Raw genomic sequence first — 2,560 nt, 5'->3', positions numbered from 1 at the left:
GCCGCGCCCCTGGGCGGCAGCTCCGGGAGCACGGGCACGGTGGGGCCGGCCCCGGGCGCCGCACCCGCCGCGAACCCCGGCGCGGTCGACCTGTCGTCCATGACCCCGCGTGAAGCGGCCGACCGGCTCTTCAACCGCGTGATGCAGAACGTCTCCAGCGGCGACACGGCCCAGGCGCGCGCCTTCCTCCCCATGGCCGTCGCGGCCTATGGGCGCGTGGACGACCTGGACGACGACGGCCGCTACCACCTGGCGGTGCTCCACCTGGTGGGGGGCAACCCGCAGGCCGCCCGCACCGAGGCCAACGCGATCCTGGCCGGCGACCCGCGCCACCTCTTCGGGCTCTTCACCGCCGCCCAGGCGGAGCAGGCGCTGGGGAACGGGACGCGGGCGCGGGAGCTGTACCAGCGCTTCCTGGGCGCCTACGAGACGGAGCGCAACCGCGACCTCCCGGAGTACCGCGACCACGCCCAGGCCCTCGCCCCCATGCGCGAGGAGGCGCAGCGGGCGGTGGGGGGGAGCTAGGGAACAGCCGGACCCCCTCCCCCGGCCCTCCCCGCAAGGGGGAGGGGAGCACGGCAGAACGGCGCCCCAACCGGGAGCTCCCGGCGGGGCGCCGTTCCACTTCCGCACTCTCGCACTCTCGCACTCTGCACTCCCCCCCCCGGAACCCCCGCCGCCCGCCCCAAGTAGAAGTCTGTAGACGGTCCGTGCTCCCCCCCTCCAACCCCGAGGCACGCATGCGCGCCCGCATCCTATCCGCGCTCCTCCTGGCGCTCGCCTTCGCACCCGCGTCGCTCCCCGCCCAGGGAACCATCGTCCCCGAGCGGTGCCGCGACTGCGGCCGGCCCATCGACCTCCCCGCCTCACTCCCGGTGGAGTCGGTGAAGATCGACACCCGCATCGAGGGACAGGTCGCCACCACGCACGTCACGCAGGTCTTCCGCAACGAGACCGGAGCGACGCTGGAGGGCACCTACCTCTTCCCCATCCCCTCCGACGCCTCGGTGAGCGAGTTCGCCATCTGGGACGGGAACCGGCGGCTGGTGGGCGAGGTCCGCTCGCGCGAGGAGGCGCGCCGCATTTACGACTCCATCGTGCGCCGGCGGCGCGACCCGGGGCTGCTGGAGTACGCGGGGGAGAACCTCTTCCAGGCCAGCATCTTCCCCATCCTGCCGCGCTCCACGAAGAAGCTGGAGCTGGTGTACACGCAGGTCCTGAAGGCGGAGAACGGCACGGTGGGGTACCGCTACCCGCTGGGGATCGGGCGCAACGCCGCGCCGGTGGAGCGCGTCTCCGGCCGGGTGGAGGTGCGCGCCGGCAAGGGGGTGCGCACGCTGTACTCGCCCAGCCACGAGGTGGACGTGCGGCGCAGCGACGGCGACCGGCGGGCCGCGGTGTCGTTCGAGACGGACGGGCGGCGGGAGCGCCGCGACTTCCAGCTCTTCTACGACCTGGCGGAGGGGGAGGTGGGGCTCTCCCTCTTCACGTATCGCGAGCCGGGGAAGGACGGGTACTTCCTCCTTCTCCTCACCCCGCGAAGCGACGCGGCGGGGCGGGAGTACGCGGCAAAGGACGTGGTGTACGTGCTGGACACCTCCGGCTCCATGACGGAGGAGGGGAAGATGGAGAAGGCGCGGCGGGCGCTCATCTTCGGGCTGCGCGGGATGGGGCCGGAAGACCGCTTCAACGTGGTGGCCTTCTCCGGCGACACGCGCCTCATGGAGACGGGGCTGATCCGCGCCGACCGGGCGGGCAAGGAGCGGGGGATCCGCTTCGTGGAGGGGCTGCGCGCCGTGGGCGGCACCAACATCAACGACGCGCTGGTGACCGGGCTGCGCCAGTTCCAGGGCGGCGGTGAGCGCCCGCAGCTCCTGGTGTTCCTCACCGACGGCCTTCCCACCGTGGGCGAGACCACGCCGGAGCGGATCGTGGAGAACGCCCGCAGGGCCCGCCGCGGGAACGTGCGCCTCTTCACCTTCGGGGTGGGCTACGACGTCAACACCCGGCTCCTGGACCGGATCGCGGCGGAGAACGGGGGGACCGCGGAGTACGTGGAGCCTCGCGAGGACCTGGAGGTGAAGGTCTCTGCCTTCTTCGACAAGGTGAACCATCCGGTGCTGACCGACCTCCGTCTGGACCTGGGCGAGGTCCGCACCGACGGCCTCTACCCGCGCGCCCTCCCGGACCTGTTCCGCGGCACGCAGGTGGCGCTGGTGGGGCGCTACCGCAACGATCGCGAGCTCCGCAACGTCACCGCGCGCCTGAGCGGCCGGGCGAGCCCGCGGCGCGAGGTGCTCTCCTACCCCGGCCTGCGCTTCCCCCTGCGCGACGAGCGGCACGAGTTCCTGCCGCGGCTCTGGGCCACGCGCCGCGTGGGCTGGCTGATGGAGCAGATCCGCACGCACGGGGAGAACAGGGAGCTGCGCGACGAGGTGGTGGAGCTGGGGACGCGCTACGGGATCGTGACGCCGTACACGTCGTACCTGGCGCTGGAGCCCGGCGCGCGGGAGGGCGTGCCGATGGCACTGGACGGGCGCGTGGACGCCCAGGACTTCTC

The 2,560-nt window shown here is 73.1% G+C and carries 2 protein-coding genes; both read left to right on the top strand.

What is annotated here, in order from left to right; all coding sequences use genetic code 11:
- On the top strand, positions 1-525 hold a 525-nt coding region (locus VGR37_14055; GenBank protein ID HEV2148522.1), incomplete at its 5' end, for a hypothetical protein.
- Positions 526-740: 215 nt separating this feature from the next.
- The coding region (locus VGR37_14050) for a VIT and VWA domain-containing protein (GenBank protein ID HEV2148521.1) at positions 741-2,560 on the top strand (1,820 nt) is incomplete at its 3' end.

The sequence above is a fragment of the Longimicrobiaceae bacterium genome, from assembly GCA_035936415.1.
Classification (GTDB): domain Bacteria; phylum Gemmatimonadota; class Gemmatimonadetes; order Longimicrobiales; family Longimicrobiaceae; genus JAFAYN01.
Note: the sequence above shows the minus strand (reverse complement) of the source record. Positions and strands in the feature narration are given on the sequence as shown.